Annotated in this window: 16 protein-coding genes; 11 read left to right on the forward strand and 5 right to left on the reverse strand. The window is 69.5% G+C overall.

Features of this window, described 5'->3' with window-relative positions; genetic code table 11:
* Positions 1 to 248 precede the first annotated feature (248 nt).
* From QQZ13_RS14665 to QQZ13_RS14710, 10 genes are all read left to right on the forward strand, one after another.
* A complete protein-coding gene (locus tag QQZ13_RS14665) occupies positions 249 to 536 on the forward strand; it encodes a hypothetical protein (protein WP_284530176.1) in 288 nt (95 codons plus the stop codon).
* On the forward strand, positions 536 to 2,401 hold the full coding sequence (locus QQZ13_RS14670) for a hypothetical protein (RefSeq protein WP_284530177.1): 1,866 nt from the start codon (positions 536 to 538) through the stop codon (positions 2,399 to 2,401). The genes QQZ13_RS14665 and QQZ13_RS14670 overlap by 1 nt, the downstream gene beginning before the upstream one ends.
* Positions 2,402 to 2,454: 53 nt before the next feature.
* Positions 2,455 to 2,943 (forward strand): hypothetical protein, encoded by a 489-nt coding sequence (locus QQZ13_RS14675; protein ID WP_284530179.1) that lies wholly within the window; start codon positions 2,455 to 2,457, stop codon positions 2,941 to 2,943.
* Positions 2,940 to 3,599, forward strand: a complete 660-nt coding sequence (locus QQZ13_RS14680; RefSeq protein WP_284530181.1) for a hypothetical protein — start codon at positions 2,940 to 2,942, stop codon at positions 3,597 to 3,599. Before QQZ13_RS14675 ends, QQZ13_RS14680 begins: the two co-directional genes overlap by 4 nt.
* A gap of 276 nt (positions 3,600 to 3,875) precedes the next feature.
* Positions 3,876 to 4,244: a 30S ribosomal protein S12 gene (gene rpsL, locus QQZ13_RS14685; RefSeq protein ID WP_018187369.1), complete on the forward strand. Its 369-nt coding sequence runs from the start codon at positions 3,876 to 3,878 to the stop codon at positions 4,242 to 4,244.
* A 5-nt stretch (positions 4,245 to 4,249) separates the two neighbouring features.
* Positions 4,250 to 4,720 carry a 30S ribosomal protein S7 gene (gene rpsG / locus QQZ13_RS14690; RefSeq protein WP_005050524.1) on the forward strand — a complete coding sequence of 157 codons (471 nt, stop codon included), beginning with the start codon at positions 4,250 to 4,252 and terminating at the stop codon, positions 4,718 to 4,720.
* Between the two features lie 95 nt (positions 4,721 to 4,815).
* A complete protein-coding gene (fusA, locus tag QQZ13_RS14695; RefSeq protein WP_284530182.1) occupies positions 4,816 to 6,930 on the forward strand; it encodes an elongation factor G in 2,115 nt (704 codons plus the stop codon).
* A gap of 215 nt (positions 6,931 to 7,145) precedes the next feature.
* Positions 7,146 to 8,339 (forward strand): elongation factor Tu, encoded by a 1,194-nt coding sequence (gene tuf, locus QQZ13_RS14700; protein ID WP_284530183.1) that lies wholly within the window; start codon positions 7,146 to 7,148, stop codon positions 8,337 to 8,339.
* Positions 8,340 to 8,547: 208 nt separating this feature from the next.
* A complete protein-coding gene (locus QQZ13_RS14705; protein ID WP_284530184.1) occupies positions 8,548 to 8,763 on the forward strand; it encodes an Rv0909 family putative TA system antitoxin in 216 nt (71 codons plus the stop codon).
* Positions 8,764 to 8,857: 94 nt separating this feature from the next.
* A complete protein-coding gene (locus tag QQZ13_RS14710; RefSeq protein ID WP_284530185.1) occupies positions 8,858 to 9,424 on the forward strand; it encodes a serine O-acetyltransferase in 567 nt (188 codons plus the stop codon).
* Here QQZ13_RS14710 and QQZ13_RS14715 read toward each other — a convergent pair.
* From QQZ13_RS14715 to QQZ13_RS14730, 4 genes are all read right to left on the reverse strand, one after another.
* Complete coding sequence (locus QQZ13_RS14715) at positions 9,421 to 10,668, reverse strand: polysaccharide pyruvyl transferase family protein (RefSeq protein ID WP_284530186.1); 1,248 nt, start codon at positions 10,666 to 10,668, stop codon at positions 9,421 to 9,423. The two genes, QQZ13_RS14710 and QQZ13_RS14715, sit on opposite strands and share 4 nt — an antisense overlap.
* Positions 10,665 to 11,855, reverse strand: coding sequence for a lipopolysaccharide biosynthesis protein (locus QQZ13_RS14720; protein ID WP_284530187.1), 1,191 nt, complete (start codon positions 11,853 to 11,855; stop codon positions 10,665 to 10,667). Before QQZ13_RS14720 ends, QQZ13_RS14715 begins: the two co-directional genes overlap by 4 nt.
* The gene (locus QQZ13_RS14725; RefSeq protein ID WP_284530188.1) at positions 11,848 to 12,645 is read right to left on the reverse strand and encodes a glycosyltransferase; all 798 of its coding nucleotides are present in this window, start codon (positions 12,643 to 12,645) and stop codon (positions 11,848 to 11,850) included. The genes QQZ13_RS14720 and QQZ13_RS14725 overlap by 8 nt, the downstream gene beginning before the upstream one ends.
* 99 nt (positions 12,646 to 12,744) lie before the next feature.
* Positions 12,745 to 13,875 carry an EpsG family protein gene (locus tag QQZ13_RS14730; RefSeq protein ID WP_284530189.1) on the reverse strand — a complete coding sequence of 377 codons (1,131 nt, stop codon included), beginning with the start codon at positions 13,873 to 13,875 and terminating at the stop codon, positions 12,745 to 12,747.
* Between the two features lie 140 nt (positions 13,876 to 14,015).
* Between QQZ13_RS14730 and QQZ13_RS14735 the strand changes: the two genes are divergently transcribed.
* A complete protein-coding gene (locus tag QQZ13_RS14735) occupies positions 14,016 to 14,723 on the forward strand; it encodes a hypothetical protein (RefSeq protein WP_284530190.1) in 708 nt (235 codons plus the stop codon).
* On the opposite strand, the gene QQZ13_RS14740 is transcribed toward QQZ13_RS14735, so the two are convergent.
* Positions 14,699 to 15,796: a glycosyltransferase family 4 protein gene (locus QQZ13_RS14740; RefSeq protein ID WP_284530191.1), complete on the reverse strand. Its 1,098-nt coding sequence runs from the start codon at positions 15,794 to 15,796 to the stop codon at positions 14,699 to 14,701. The genes QQZ13_RS14735 and QQZ13_RS14740 overlap by 25 nt on opposite strands.
* Positions 15,797 to 15,983 lie beyond the last annotated feature (187 nt).

A 15,983-nucleotide genomic window follows, 5' to 3' on the forward strand; every position in this document is an offset into this window, starting at 1 on the left:
GGTGAGGGCTACAACGAGCTGACGACCGGTCTGGAGAAGGCGATCGAGGGCATCAGCGACATGGGCGAGTCGCTCCGCAAGATGCAGCAGGCCATCAAGGACACCGACCAGGCGCTCGCCGGCAACTGACGGCTTCCGGTCGCGGCGGTCGTGCCCCTGCGCTGCACGGGGCGCGGGCCGCCGCGACCGCCGTCCGCGCCGCACATCCCGCGGCGCTCTCTCGTTCCGACTCCCCTGCGAGGCATCCGATGACCGACATGGTGAAGCTCGACCTCGGCGAGATCGCCGGTACGGCCGGTCGCGCCCAGAGCATCCGGCGCACCTTCGAGTCGTCCGACGACTCGTCGCGGCAGGCCGCCGACGCCTGCGGTCACGCCGACCTCGCCGAGACCGTCCGGCGCTTCGCCAGCACCTGGGACGACCGCCGCCGCGGCATGGCCGAGGCGCTCGGCACCCTGGCCGGTGTGCTGAGCGACATCCACGACGCGTTCGAGCAGGTCGACCGCGACCTCGGATCCTCGATCGGGAGCCGCTGATGGATCCGCTCGACGGCGACCCGGTGGTCCTCCGCAGCACGGGGCAGCGCTATCGCGAGACCGCGACCGCCATCCGCGCCGCCGTCGCGACCCTCCAGGACATCGCCCGCCCGGGCGCCATGGTCAGCGTCGCCATCGATCGGGTGCGCACCGACGCCGCCCACCTGGCCGACGAGGTGCACGCCGCCGAGAGCCGCTACGGCGAGACCGGCGAAGCGCTCCTGGACTACGCCACCGCCCTGGCCGACGCCCAGGAGCGGGCCGTGCGGGCGATCGCCGATCACGACGCCGCGACCGCGGACCTGGGCGCCGCCCAGCGCCGCGAGCGCACGCTGCGCGCCGAGCGCACCACCCTCCTCGCCTCCGACGGGGAGGGGGCCGGCGACCTGACGAGCCTGGACCGCCTGCTGCGGTCGGCCGGAGGAGACGCGGCCGACGCCGACGCCGCCGCGGCAGCCGCGCGCCGGCGCTACGACGACGCCGTCGCCGATCGCGATCGCGCCGCCCGCGCCGCCATCGGCCGCATCCACGACGTCGTCGAGGGGAGCGACCTCAACGACTCGTTCTGGGACGACGTCGGCGGCGTGTTCCACGACCTCGTCGACTTCCTCGCCGATGCCCTCGAGGCGATCGTCGACGCGATCGTCGCCGTGCTGAACGCGATCGCGACCCTCATCGTCGCGGTGCTCGCGGTGATCGCGGCGATCGTGCTGCTGGGGCTCGCGATCCTCGCGGTGCTGGTGCTCGCACTCGTCGCGTTCGCCGTGCTCGTGCTCCTCGTGGCCGCCGTGCTCGTCGTCCTGATGGTCGCCGCCCTCGTCGTGCTCGGACTCGTCGTCGCCGCTCTCGTCCTGCTCGCGATCGTCGTCGCCCGCGTGCTCATCGGACTGTTCGTCTTCGTCACGGGCTTCGCCTGGCTGTTCGCGGTCAACCTGCTGCGGGGCATGGACCCCGTCCAGGCGCTGGTGCAGGCGGCGATCCCGGCGCTGCTGACGGCTTTCCCCGAGCTGTGGGCCGTCATCGCCCTCGCCTCGCTGCAGGAGACCGGAACGCCCGACTTCGTCGACGCCGAGAGTCACCGCCGCCGCCGCCACGAGTCGCTGGACACCCTCTTCAACGACCTCATCGCCATCGACGACGCCGGCCACCTCGACCCCGACGACGACGCGACCAACCACGAGTCCGTCGTCCGCATCATCCCCTTCGTGGGACCCGACGGCGAGATCATCTACCGGGTCCACATCCCCTCTACCCAGCAGTGGACCCCGGGCGGCACGAGCGGCAACGACGTGACGAGCGATGTCGTGGCGAAGATGAACCAGGCCCAGCAGACGCAGCTCGAGAAGATGGTCATCGACGCCATGCAGCGCGCCGGCATCCAGCCGGGCGACCACGTCATGCTCGCCGGCTGGAGCCTCGGGGGCATCACCGCCGGGAACCTCGCCGCCGACCCGGCGTTCAACAGCACCTATCAGGTGGATGCGATCGTCGTGGCCGGCTCCTCCGTCGACGATCTCGACATCCCGCACACGACCCGCGTGCTCGACATCTCGCACACGACCGACCCCGTGCCGCGCACCGAGAACCCGTATCTGCCCGATCACTCCGACGATCCGAACCGCTACAAGATCGACGTGCCCGTCGATCCGTCGGACGACCTCGGTCACAACGCGAAGAAGTACCAGGAGACGGTCAACTCCCAGGTGACCGCCGGCGGCAGCCAGGCGGGCCGCGATTTCCTGGCCGACGACCCCGGCGCGCCCGGCGGCGTCCAGGTGTCCGACTACTTCGGGACGCCCGCCAAGCACGACGAGGACGGCAACCCCATCGGCTCGACCGACTACGCCTACACGCGAGGCGACTGAGGATGCGCCCGGCAGTTGGCAGGATGGGAGCAGGCATCAGGAAGGCGGACGGCATGCGCAGACGGATCATCGTGACGGCGCTCGCGCTCACGTGCGGGATGCTGCTGGCCGCCTGCACGGGGCCGACGGCCGCACCGTCGCCCGACGGCACGCCGAATGCGGGACCCGGAGAGGGAGCTGACATGGACAAGCAGGCTGTGGCCGCGGCGATCGAGGAGATCCCGGGGGTCGAGGAGGCCGCCGTCGGCGCGTTCAACACCGGCACCCCCGACTCCTATGGAGCGCTCGTGCAGATCACCGTGGACGAGGACGGCCTGGCCGCCGTCGGCGACGTGATCGATGCGAGCGTCCGGATCGTCGCGGCGGACCCGGGGGACTACCGGACGTACGACTTCGAGCTGTCGGCACCCGACGAGACGGGGGAGCTCATCATCGACACCCTCTCCCTGTACCGCGACCGCATCCCCTTCGCGGAAGGCTCGTATCTCGGGTCGAACCTGTCGCTCACGGCCGACGAGCTGGCCGCCGTCGCCGCACGATGAGCGCGGCGTCCCCCGCGCTCCGCCTCGCGCTGCCCGGCACCTGGCAGGAGCTTCCGCTCGGCGACGACGCGTCGATCACCGACGCCGTCGCGGCACTCGTGCGAGCGCACTACGGCCGCCGCGACGATCAGGCGACCTTCCGGGCGCGGCAGCGCGATCGCCTCGCCGAGGCGGCACGGCGCGCCCGCGACGCCGGCGCGACGCAGTACCACCTGTCGCTCGCGGCTCCCGGCGGGCTCGCGTTCGCCTCCTCCGTCGCCGAGTACCGCCCCGGCCTTCCGCTCGGCGCCGTCGACGATCCGGCGGCCGTCGCCGACGAGCTGGTGCGGGTGCTGTCACCGGGGGAGGCCGGCGCGCACTGGGACCGCTTCGCCGCGGCCGGCGGCGCGGCGTTCGAGAAGGGCGACGGCCTGGTGCTGCGCACCGAGCGCCGGCTCGATCCCCCCGCCGACGACCGCGATGCGCCGGTCGCGATCGCCGACTACTGGCTGACCGTGCCGGGCAGCGCCGCGGTCGTCCTCCTCAGCTTCACCACGGCACTGGCCGCACTCGCGCCGCTGCTGACCGAGCTGTTCGACGCGGTCGTCGGCGCCGCCGAGTGGTCGCCGGGCGGCGGTTCGCCCACCGGTTCGCTGAGGGCGGAGCTCATCGGCTGACGAGGGGCCTCTCGCGTTTGCCCGCCTTCGTCATACGGCGTATCATTGATCGGGTGTGCGCTCTTGCGCGCCCTGCGTCGTGCTTCGGTGCGGACGGGGCCGGGGTCGCACATTCCGGGATCGGCCTGCGAACAGGTCGCCCCCACGGCATATCCACCACGCAAACGCCCGGCGCTCTCGCGCTTGGCCGGTGGATCTGTGGTGAAACCACGAACGCTGTCACCGTGCAGCACCTGTGCGGTCCGAGAAGGCCGCACAGCCCAACAAGGAGAGAACGTGCCAACCATTCAGCAGTTGGTTCGCAAGGGTCGCTCGCCGAAGGTCACCAAGACCAAGGCGCCCGCCCTGAAGGCGAACCCGCAGCAGGCGGGTGTCTGCACCCGCGTGTACACGACCACGCCCAAGAAGCCGAACTCGGCCATGCGCAAGGTCGCCCGTGTCAAGCTCCGCAACGGCACCGAGGTCACCGCCTACATCCCCGGCGAGGGCCACAACCTGCAGGAGCACTCGCTGGTGCTCGTCCGCGGCGGTCGTGTGAAGGACCTCCCCGGCGTGCGCTACAAGATCGTCCGCGGCGCCCTGGACACCCAGGCCGTCAAGAACCGCAAGCAGGCCCGTAGTCGCTACGGCGCCAAGAAGGGCTGAGTCAGATGCCTCGCAAGGGACCCGCACCCCGCCGCGTCGTCGTCAACGACCCGGTCTACGGTGCTCCGATCGTCACCCAGCTGGTGAACAAGATCCTCGTCGACGGCAAGAAGTCGCTCGCCGAGTCGATCGTCTACAACGCCCTCAAGGGCGTCGAGGCCAAGAACGGCCAGGACGCCGTCGCGACGCTCAAGAAGGCGCTCGACAACGTCCGTCCCACCCTCGAGGTCAAGAGCCGCCGCGTCGGCGGCTCGACCTACCAGGTGCCCGTCGAGGTCAAGCCGCACCGCGCGAACACGCTCGCGCTGCGCTGGCTCGTCAGCTACGCGAAGGGCCGTCGTGAGAAGACGATGACCGAGCGCCTGCAGAACGAGATCCTCGACGCCTCGAACGGCCTGGGTGCCGCGGTCAAGCGCCGTGAGGACACCCACAAGATGGCCGAGTCGAACCGGGCCTTCGCGCACTACCGCTGGTAACCCGTCGACAGGCTCGGGGAGCGTCGCATCCGCCGCTCCCCGGGCCCGTCCTGGGCTGCTCGCCCGAATCCACTCCACCAAGTAAGGAAAACCCCGTGGCACAAGAAGTGCTCACCGACCTGAACAAGGTCCGCAACATCGGCATCATGGCGCACATCGATGCCGGCAAGACGACGACGACCGAGCGCATCCTGTTCTACACGGGCGTCAACCACAAGCTCGGCGAGACGCACGACGGCGCCTCGACCACCGACTGGATGGAGCAGGAGAAGGAGCGCGGCATCACGATCACGTCGGCCGCCGTGACCTGCTTCTGGAACAAGAACCAGATCAACATCATCGACACGCCCGGCCACGTCGACTTCACGGTCGAGGTCGAGCGCTCGCTCCGCGTGCTCGACGGCGCGGTCGCCGTCTTCGACGGCAAGGAGGGCGTCGAGCCCCAGTCCGAGACCGTCTGGCGTCAGGCCGACAAGTACGACGTCCCGCGCATCTGCTTCGTCAACAAGATGGACAAGCTCGGCGCCGACTTCTACTTCACCGTCGACACGATCGTCAGCCGCCTGGGCGCCAAGCCGCTCGTGCTCCAGCTGCCGATCGGCGCCGAGAACGACTTCGTCGGCGTCATCGACCTCGTCGAGATGCGCGCACTGGTGTGGCCCGGCGATGCCAAGGGTGACGTGACCATGGGCGCCAAGTACGAGATCCAGGAGATCCCGGCCGACCTCGCCGACCGCGCTGCCGAGTACCGCGAGAAGCTGCTCGAGACGGTCGCCGAGAGCGACGAGGCGCTGCTGGAGAAGTACTTCGGCGGCGAGGAGCTCACGATCGCCGAGATCAAGGGCGCCATCCGCAAGCTCACCGTCGCCGGCGAGCTGTACCCGGTGCTCTGCGGCTCCGCCTTCAAGAACCGCGGCGTCCAGCCGATGCTCGACGCGGTCGTGGACTTCCTCCCCTCGCCCCTGGACGTGCCCGCCATCGAGGCGCACGACCCCAAGGACGAGGAGAAGGTCATCGAGCGTCACCCCGACGCCAACGACCCGTTCGCCGCGCTGGCCTTCAAGGTCGCCGTGCACCCCTTCTTCGGTCGCCTGACCTACATCCGCGTCTACTCGGGTCACCTCGACTCGGGCGCGCAGGTCATCAACTCGACCAAGGGCAAGAAGGAGCGCATCGGGAAGATCTTCCAGATGCACGCCAACAAGGAGAACCCGGTCGACTCGGTCACCGCGGGCAACATCTACGCCGTGATCGGCCTCAAGGACACCACCACCGGTGACACCCTGGCCGACCCCGACCAGCCCGTCGTCCTCGAGTCGATGACGTTCCCCGAGCCCGTCATCGAGGTCGCCATCGAGCCGAAGACCAAGGCCGACCAGGAGAAGCTGGGTCTGGCGATCCAGAAGCTCGCCGAAGAGGACCCGACCTTCCGCACCGAGCTCAACCCCGAGACCGGTCAGACGGTCATCAAGGGCATGGGCGAGCTGCACCTCGACATCCTCGTGGACCGCATGAAGCGCGAGTTCCGCGTCGAGGCCAACGTCGGCAAGCCCCAGGTGGCCTACCGCGAGACCATCCGCAAGGCGGTCGAGCGTCACGACTACACCCACAAGAAGCAGACCGGTGGTTCGGGTCAGTTCGCGAAGATCCAGTTCGCGCTCGAGCCCCTCGAGGTCACGGCCGACAAGACGTACGAGTTCGAGAACAAGGTCACCGGTGGCCGCATCCCGCGCGAGTACATCGAGCCGACCAACCAGGGCTTCCAGGACGCGATGAACGTGGGCGTGCTCGCGGGCTACCCGATGGTGGGCGTCAAGGCGATCCTGCTCGACGGCGCGTCGCACGACGTCGACTCCTCGGAGATGGCGTTCAAGATCGCCGGCTCCATGGGCTTCAAGGAGGCTGTCCGCAAGGCCAACCCCGCGATCCTCGAGCCGCTCATGAGCGTCGAGGTCCGCACGCCCGAGGAGTACATGGGCGACGTCATCGGCGACCTCAACAGCCGCCGCGGTCAGATCCAGTCGATGGAGGACGCGGCCGGCGTGAAGGTCGTCCGTGCCCTCGTCCCGCTGTCCGAGATGTTCGGCTACATCGGCGACCTGCGCTCGAAGACCTCGGGCCGCGCCGTGTACTCGATGGAGTTCGACTCCTACGCCGAGGTCCCCAAGGCCGTGGCCGACGAGATCGTCCAGAAGACCAAGGGCGAGTAACCCTTTCCCTGCTCGGATGCCGGGGCCTCGGCTCTTCGGTGAGGCGAGAGCCCCGGCATCCACCCAGCCGGTCGTCGAGCGAGGGCCCGAGGCCCGAGACGAGACGGCACCCAAACTGAATACAGAACCGTCAACTACACTGACAACATCCCCGTAGAACGCCGGTCGCAATCCAGCGCCCGGAGATCTACAACGACCGTCCTGAGGAGGACCCAGTGGCTAAGGCCAAGTTCGAGCGGACCAAGCCGCACGTGAACATCGGAACGATCGGTCACGTCGACCACGGCAAGACGACGCTCACCGCGGCGATCTCGAAGGTGCTCGCCGACAAGTTCCCGTCCGCGACCAACGTCCAGCGCGACTTCGCGTCGATCGACTCGGCTCCCGAGGAGCGTCAGCGCGGCATCACGATCAACATCTCGCACGTCGAGTACGAGACCCCGAAGCGTCACTACGCGCACGTCGACGCGCCCGGTCACGCCGACTACATCAAGAACATGATCACCGGTGCCGCTCAGATGGACGGCGCGATCCTCGTGGTCGCCGCCACCGACGGCCCGATGGCTCAGACGCGTGAGCACGTGCTGCTCGCCAAGCAGGTCGGCGTCCCCTACCTGCTCGTCGCGCTGAACAAGTCGGACATGGTCGACGACGAGGAGATCCTGGAGCTCGTCGAGCTCGAGGTCCGCGAGCTGCTCTCGTCGCAGGACTTCGACGGCGACAACGCTCCCGTCGTGCGCGTCTCGGGCCTCAAGGCTCTCGAGGGCGACGAGAAGTGGACCCAGTCGATCCTCGACCTCATGGAGGCCGTCGACGAGTCCATCCCCGACCCGGTGCGTGACAAGGACAAGCCGTTCCTCATGCCCGTCGAGGACGTCTTCACCATCACCGGCCGTGGCACGGTCGTCACCGGTCGCGCCGAGCGCGGCACCCTGGCGATCAACTCGGAGATCGAGATCGTGGGTCTGCGCCCGACGCAGAAGACGATCGTCACCGGTATCGAGATGTTCCACAAGCAGCTCGACGAGGCCTGGGCCGGCGAGAACTGCGGTCTGCTCCTGCGCGGCACCAAGCGTGACGACGTCGAGCGCGGCCAGGTCATCGTGAAGCCGGGCTCGGTCACGCCGCACACCAACTTCGAGGGCACGGCGTACATCCTGTCCAAGGAGGAGGGTGGCCGTCACAACCCCTTCTACACGAACTACCGTCCGCAGTTCTACTTCCGCACCACCGACGTCACCGGTGTCATCTCGCTGCCCGAGGGCACCGAGATGGTCATGCCCGGCGACACCACCGACATGACGGTCGAGCTGATCCAGCCGATCGCCATGGAGGAGGGCCTCGGCTTCGCGATCCGTGAGGGTGGCCGCACCGTCGGCGCCGGCACGGTCACGAAGATCGTGAAGTAAGACTCTTCAGACACCATCGAGAGGGTCGGATCCGAGAGGATCCGGCCCTTTCGGCATTCCCGGAGGCTCCCGCGGCCGGCGCACCGGCAGGATGCGAGGGCAACCCGGGCCCTGGGGCGGAACCCCCTGGACCCGGCGGCGACGAGCGGTCATGATGAGTGCGGGCGGCGGCAGTGGCCGCGGCTCACGTCGACCGGGAGGAGAACATATGGGCATCGAGGATCTCGTGAACCAGGGCAAGGATTTCCTGGAGAAGAACAAGGACAAGATCGAGGAGACGCTCAAGTCGGATCAGGCCGAGGATGTCAGCGACAACGTCCTGGACGCTGCCGCGGACTTCGTCAAGAAGGTCGCTCCCGACTCCATCGACGACAAGGTCGACGACGTGCGCAGCACCATCGACTCGAAGATCGGCAACGAGTAGTCGCCTCACCGACCGAGGGGCGGATGCCACGGCATCCGCCCCTCTTCGTGTGCCGGGGCGGGGTCGTCGGCGGGGGCTGGTTAGGATCGGTGGGGTGAAGAGAGAAACGCAGGAGCGAGGCGTGTTCCGGGACCTCCGTGCCAACGCGCTGCTCGACTCGCCCACAGCGCGCATCACCCCAGGGTTGTTCGCGAGGACGTTCTTCACCGTCCGGTATCAGGCCGTCTTCCTCTTCCGGATCTCCCAGGCCGCGGCGCGACGGACCGCGCTCGGCGGTGCGCTCATCAAGCAGTTCAACCACGTGGTCACGGGAGCCGACATCGCGTTCCCGGCGGAGATCGGACCCGGGCTCATCCTGTTCCACCCGACCGGGGTGGTCATCGGCCCGTCAGTGCGCATCGGCTCGGACTGCGTCATGCAGCAAGGTGTGACTCTGGGCTCGAACGGACTTCATCGGGTGTCGGAGGCGCCGTCGCCGACGATCGGCGATCACGTCGTCCTCGGCGCAGGCGCACGCGTCATCGGCCCCGTCCGGATCGAGGACCGCTGCATCGTCGGAGCCAACGCGGTCGTCACCAAGAGCAGCCCTGAGGCGGGCATGACTGCACGGGGCGTCCCGGCCCGGTGGGCGGTCTCGTCGGCGCGGGTCGACGCCCCCTAGCTGGCGGAGACGAACCGCCGAAGGTCCTCGGCGGCGGCCGACCCGTCGATGCCCGAGAGCTTCTGGGTGGCGGCAGACGCAAGGGCCTCGGTCAGGTGGCGCTCGAGATCGCCTGAGGCGTCCCGGACGTTCACCACGTGCGTCCGCTGGCCGGACGCGCGCTGAGCGCCCAACAGCTTCTGAGACCAGTAGTCGTCGAGGGCGAGCCCGACGGTCCACCTTCCTTCTGCGCCGGCGAAGACGAGGGAGTGGTAGCGGCTGGCCACGACGAGCTCGGCGTGCGACAGGAGTGCGCGCGTGAGTCTCGCGTTCAGCCGCTCGTCGATCGTCTGGAACACCGTCCGACGCTCCGGCGACAGTCCGGCGAGGAGCCGGCGCATGGTCGCCTGATCGGAGTTCGCGCCCTGACCGTGCATGTTGGGTACGAGCAGGACGCGCAGACCGCGCTCCCGCGCGAACGCGCCGATGGAATCGAGCGCGCGCCGCAGGTCGCGGTCATGGCTCTCCGCGTTGACGGTGTGGACGCAGACGGCGAGGAACGGCGCTCCGACGTCGTCCGCCAGAGCGGCCGCGCGCCGGCGGTCGTCGTCGCTCGGAACGGCGAGCGTGGCCCAATCAGGCTGGACGACAGGCTCCGTCACCCCCCAGCTGCGGGCGACGTCGGCGGAACGCTCATCCCGGACCCCCACGAAGTCCGCGGCCTTCAGCCCCGCGGAGGCGACGTCGATATGACGCGGCGACAGCGGCCCGACTCCCTGGCCGAGGACGGCGACCGGCCGCCCGAGTTCCCGTGCCCAGTGGATGAGCAGCGACCAGGCATAGACACCGTTCACCGCGTAGCGGTCGGTGATCGCCCCCGCACCGCTCACGATGACTCCGGATGATGTCCGGATGGCGTCGTACCACTGCTGCTGCAGCCGGCCCCGCGGCCCCCGCAGAGCGCGCGTGTACCGGCGACGGGCAGCCGCCCACCGGATCGGTCGCCCGAGGATCTTGGCCGCCAGGCGGACGGCAGCGATGCGGGACCGCTCGCCTGCGGGGAACGGCTGCAGCGTGGTGTAGAGGTAGGGGAGCTCCGAGACGCCGGGGACACCGTCCGCGCCCCAGCTGCCGTCGGGTGAGTCCGTGAGGATCTCCACATCGCCGGCCGCCCGGCGCAGCTCGCGTACGGCCGCATGCCACATCGCTTCGTCTCCGAGATTTCCGGAGCCGTTGGCGCTCCCGATCACGATCCATGTGCTCACGAAGGTTCCTCGATTCCGGGAAGGAGGGCGATGGGGACTGCGGCGCGGAGCACCAGACCTGCGGCGAGAGCAGCGAACGCGCCGGCGACGCCGAACGAGGGCGTCAGGACCGCACTGGCGGTGGCCACGATGACGAGGGCGGGGATCACGACGACGAGCGAGGAGCGGTACCGGTTGGCGATCGCCAGTGCGGAGGCACCGAGGTACACGGCCGGCATGAGGAGCATGCACAGCGAGACGGCGAGGATCTCGGAGGCCGACGGCGCGAAGTAGTCGCCGAACACGATCGGGATGAGGAACCAGCCGGCGACCGCTCCGACCACGACGACCGGTGCGAAGACAGCCACGTGGATCGATGTCTCACGAGCGAGTACGCGGCGCGTCATACCGGTGAGTCCGAGGCGTGCACGGGTGCGCTGCACCCACGCCTGCGAGATGGGGTTCACGAGGAGCTCGGCGGCGGTGACGAGATAGAAGATCACCGCGAAGCGTCCGGCCGCGCCCACGCCGTCGGTCGCCGCCAGGAAGTACTGGGGGACGGCGACGAGCAGGCCGACCATTCCGTAGGAGATCCCCAGGGGGATCCCGGCGCGCGCGAGCGCGAGCACGTCACCCCATCGCGGGCGGGGATCCGCGCGGCCCTCCTGGACCAGCGGGATCAGACCGAACGCCGTTGCGACGACGAGCACGGCGGATCCCGCGCCCAGCACGGCGAACTCGGGTCCGATCAGGGCGCCCGCGACGACGGCGCCCAGGGCCGTGGCGATCGCTGCCGCGAGCGAGAGGGTGACGAGTCGTCTCCAGCGATGCTGGCTCTGGTACCACGCTGTCGCGAGGTCCAGCACGTAGTCGGCGATCTTCAGGGCGATGACGCCTGCTCCGGCGACCCCCCAGTCGGGTCCGAGGGCCAGGACCAGGACGATGCACGAGACGAGGATCGCCAGCACGGCCGATCCCGCTCGCAGGGCGAGGTAGGTGCGCAGCGGGTGAGAGGCTCTGTGGGTGAGCACGAGCGTGCGCATGCCGAGCCCCAGGAGGATGAAGCCGGGCGCGGTGAGCGCGAGGCTCAGGGTGAGGGTGCCGACGAGCGCGGGGGTGCCCAAGGCGGACACCACCAGCAAGACGGAGATCTGGCCTGCGTACCTCGCCAGACTGGCGACGGTGAGCAGCGCCGCCGGCTTATGCACGCTTCGCCTGAGCGGCGCGGATGCGCGCAGTGACGAATCGGCGCACCTGAGCCGCCAACCACAGTGAGTGGTACGCGGCCGAGAGCGCGCGGGGAACGCCGATCGTCGCCGCGAGGCGCCGCTTGGCAGCGCCGATCCTCCGGATGTGGACCCCGTACGGAGGCGCCGCCTTGGTCATCTGGTTGGCGTGCAGCCGGTAGTGGATGACTTCGTCCGTCGTCATCGCCAGCGGTCCGACGCACGCCAGCCTCAGCCAGAGCTCGTAGTCCTCCATGAAGGGCAGCGTCTCGTCGTATGCCCCGACATCCAGCACCGCCTGCCTGCGGTACATCACGGCCGGATGGATGAGGTAGTTGCGCAGCAGGAGGTCGGTGCGCATGTCGTCCGAGGCATGACCGTGCCGCGGACCGATGTGGCCGGTGATCGTGCCCGACTCGTCGATGCACGCGGCCGCACCCGAGACGAGGGGAGCCTCCGGGTGCGCGTCCAGGTAGGAGCGCTGCGATGCGAAGCGCCCCGGCATCGCGATGTCATCGGCGTCGAGCCGCGCGACATAGGGAGTGGTCGCGCGACGCAGCCCGGCATTGAGCGCGGCCGCCAGTCCGCCTCGTGAGGGCAGGCGGTGCACCGACACGCGGGGATCGGCGAGCCAGGCGGCATCGGCAGCGGGCTCGGAGCCATCGAAGACCACGAGGATCAGCGACTCAGAGTCGGAGTCGAGGGCGGATGTCACCGCCAGGTCGAGCCACGCCCCGGGGGCGATCGTGGGGATGAGGACGGTCACCGTCACGCGCGAAGTCCTCGATCTCTCCTGTCGCCGGGGGATCGGGCGTCCCCGAAACCTCCGCCCAACCTATCAGAGCGCGTCAGTCGCTCCGGTTCGGCCGGTTCAGGGCAGCAGGTAGGAGTCGTACGGCAGCAAGCCGTAGAAGGACACGAGGGTCAGGGCGAAATAGCCCATCCCGATCCCCAGCAGCAGGGCCGTATGCAGGGCCCCGGCATGGCGCCGCCGCAGCACGTCGGGGAGGAGCAGGACGAGCGCAGGGATCATGTAGAGCTCGATCCGGGCGGCCACGGGAAGGAGGATGCCGATCGCCATGAAGGGAATGCTCAGCGTGGCGTACACCTGCCAGCGGTCGGCGAGACGATCGGCCGCCGGTGCGGTGCCGGTGTAGACCACGGTCGCGACCCTGACGGCGAGGTTCGCCAGCGTGCCGATGCCGATCGCCGACAGGTTGGCGCGCGCGGCCACGATGTACGCCGTATAGCGTGCGCCGACGTCACCCAGGATGTCCTCCCACGGAAGGAGCATCGCGCCCACGAGCGCGACCGCCGCGATGCCGACGACGACGTAGAAGGTGCGCGTGGGACGTACGTTCCGAGTGAGGTACTGGATGGCCGCCACCACCAGGGCTGTGACGTGGAACGTGGCCGCGATGAGGTTGAGCAGCCAGAAGTAGCGGCGACGCGAGTCGAGGTAGCGCCAGGCGAAGAAGCTCAGCGCCACCGCGATCCCCTGGCGGACGAGGTTCATCGGGAACAGGAAGAGGGAGGTGAGGAAGAGGAACGCGAACGCGAGCGGCGTGGAGACGCGGGACAGTCGCAGCATGATGGCGATGGGGACGATCGTCATCGCCGCCGACACCAGCATGAGCAGCAGAGGGCCGTCGGAGACCGTGAGGGTGACGAGCGACAGGAGGACGAATGCGGGATCCTGCGGTGCGGCCTGGATCTGCCCGATCCAGGGGAGCGACGGGTCGAGCTGCTCGAGGAGCTGCGTGTACAGCGGGTAATCCGTGCCCACCGATCGCCGGGTGCCGCTGAAGACGACCATGATCACGACACCGGTCCAGAAGCAGATCTCGGCCCCGATGCGCGCCGCTCGTGGGGTGGCCCACCAGGGCGTCGCCGCTCGGGCTCCGGCTTCGCTGCCCGCACGTCGGCCCAGGTGGTCGTAGCCGACCATGAGCCCGACCACCGCTGCAGCCAGGGCGAAGTAGGGGATGAGGTGGATGACCATGCTCTCCGAGGCTCGAGGATCCGTCCCGTGCCGTCGCGGCGATCGGTCCGCGGCCGCGCCGTGGCGCGCCAGCATCACTCTATGACGAGGACACGGGTTTCCCGGGTCAGCTGCGCGGTACGCGCGGATAACCTAGTGGCATGCAGGCCGATTCCCGGCTCGGACACCGAGTCACCCGTGTGGCAGGCCTCGTGCTCTTCACCGTCGTCGCACTCGGCTTCGCTGCGCTGCTGCTGCTGCCCCACCTGCCGAACGAGGCGGTCCTGCGATCGGAGTCGACGAATCGTGACGCGACGGAGTTCGCCCCGTCGGACCAGGTGCTGCTGATCACCGACATGCCTGAGGATGCGGCCGAGAGCTTCGTCCGCCGCGCGGACGAGGAGCATGCGATCGACGTCCGTGCGATCCCTGCAACGGGCGCGGTCACCGGTGACCGCCGGCTCGGGGAGTCCCTGGCCTCGGCCCGTCCTGGTGCGAGCGGCGTCGATCACGTCGTGCTGTGGGTGGGATGGGGTGACGCGTGGTCGGATCGAAACGGACTGCGTGCCGCCGTCCGCGATGCCGCCGAGGAGGCCCGTGACGCTTTCCCGCAGGCCAGTGTGAGCGTGATCGGCCCGCTCCCTCTTGCAGGCGCGACATCGCCGGCGTTCGGTGGGATGGACGTCACCCTCGCCCGTGCGGCTCGTGAGAGCGCCGTCACGTACATCTCGCCGCTCGCGGAGCGATGGGACGTCGCGGTGGCGGAGTCGGGGGCCCGGCCCGCTCAGGGACAGGTCCTCGCCGATGCGCTGCTCGGGTGGACCCCGCCCGTCGCCGGGGGCGATCAGCCGGAGGCGGCTGCCCCGTAGACCACGAGCGAGTGCGCCGCCGCGACGTCGACATCGAAGCGCCGGGCCGTCTGCTCGCGCGCACGCTCCGCCATGGTGCGACGGAGATCGGCGTCGGCCAGCAGTGAGATCAGGCGCTCCCGCAGGTCCTCGTCCGTGTCCGCGAGGAAGCCCGTGACACCGTCCTGGACGATGTCCTCATTGCCGACGATCCTCGTCGCGACGGCGGGGACCCCCGTCGACTGGGCCTCCAGGAGTGCCAGCGGCATCCCCTCCCACAGGGTCGGGAAAAGGAACACCGAGAGCTGTGACAGCCGGTCCGCGACCTCGTCCGGGGCCAACCAGCCCGTCACGGTGACGGGCGCGTCTTCGAGCCAGCGACGGCGGTCCGCGTCGGTCCCGTCGCCGATCCACACGAAGTCCGCGCGGTCGGACAGCTCGCGTGCCAGCCGGGCGAATCGCCACGGGGCCTTCTGGAAGGTGATCCGCCCGACGATGCCGACCACGGGACGGCTCGCATCGGTCGACGGCCGCGGAGCGCGCGGTCTCGCCGGAGCGCCGTTGACGACGATCGCGGTGCGCCGGGGGCGCAGTCTCCGCTGCGCGAGGCGCTCTTCGGAGGGAGACGCCGCGACGACGATGCCGGTCCGCGCGCCCCACCATTCGGCTGCGGCGAACGCGGCGCGGACCACTCGTGGAACGTCCTGGCGCAGGAAGGCGAAGCCGTGCGGGGAGTACGCCCGCACTCCTGTGAAGCCCGGGAGAGGCAGGGCGAGCCGCAGCGCCGCTCCGGCGAGCGAAGAGTGAGCGTGGATCACCCCCGGCGCGTCGGTCGAGACGGCATCGCTGACGAAGCGCCGCATGGAGCGCACGCGCGCCACGAGCCCCTGCGACTCGCGTCCGAACTCGACGGCCGCGGCGGGGTGCAGCATCGCGCTGATCTCTTCCGCCGGCGGGGAGTCGTCGCGGCGGATGTAGGCGAAAGTGACGTCGGCGCCCAACTCCGCCTGTCTCCGCGCCAGCCCGCCCGCCGCATGCAGGACGCCCGCGCTCGACGCGTCGGTGAGATGGAGTACTCGAAGCGGCGCGGACACGCCCTCAGTCTGTCACGCACCGCGGGCCGTTCTATCTCGGGCACGCACGACGGGGCGGTCGTTCGTGCCCCTGTTTGCTAGCATGCGAAGCGGTCTGGTCGGTACAGAAGGCAGGCGCTCACCCGCTCCTCACGTCGACGACGAACTCGCTCCCACAAACGTTTGATGCTCCGTGACTAGAGGAATG

Origin of the sequence: Microbacterium sp. T2.11-28 (assembly GCF_950097975.1) — a bacterium.
Lineage (GTDB): Bacteria > Actinomycetota > Actinomycetes > Actinomycetales > Microbacteriaceae > Microbacterium.